This is a genomic window from Vibrio sp. YT-19(2023) (genome assembly GCF_033337395.1).
In genome coordinates, this window is sequence record NZ_JAWOQN010000832.1 from 1 (window position 1) to 582 (window position 582).

1 protein-coding gene is annotated in these 582 nt (G+C 50.2%); it reads right to left on the reverse strand.

The features are described 5' to 3' along the window. Positions 1–582, reverse strand: a 582-nt coding sequence (gene flgK / locus R7E78_RS28715) for a flagellar hook-associated protein FlgK (RefSeq protein WP_318058958.1), incomplete at both ends; no start/stop codon positions are given.

Genomic DNA, 582 nt, shown 5'->3' on the forward strand with positions numbered 1-582 from the left:
TGCCAGAGCTTTTGCCATGTCATCAAGCGCCACTTGGTTTGGCTTTAGAACGTCGGTTTGGTAATCGTTGATGGCACCCAACTTACCCCCGACCGAATCGCCAATAGCAAAGCTTTGATTAGCAAAATTCACGTGCAGATCCGCAAGATACGGATCGCTTGGATCAGGAATCGCAGACAGTTGACCAAAGTCCGAGCCCATGACTAACGGCTGACCAGAAACCAACGTCACCTGCATGCTGCCATCCGGTTGATCGGTTGTTTTCACTTCGATCACTTGTGACAGCTCACCGATCAGCTTTTCACGCGTGTCCATCAATTGAGCAGGGTTACCGCCTGTACCTTGCATTTCAACGATTTGCTTGTTCACGTGAGCGATGTTCGACATCAGACTGTTTGCATGAGTCAGCGCAGCGGTGCGCTGATCATTCATGTCTTTATGTTGGTTGTGCAAAGACTGAGTTAGTGTGTTGAAGCGTCGAGCCAACGCTTCTGATTCATTGATGATTTGCTGGCGGTAAGGCATCGATTCTGGCTTCACTGTCGCGTCGTTAAGCGCGGCGTTAAGCGAGTCTAAGCCAGC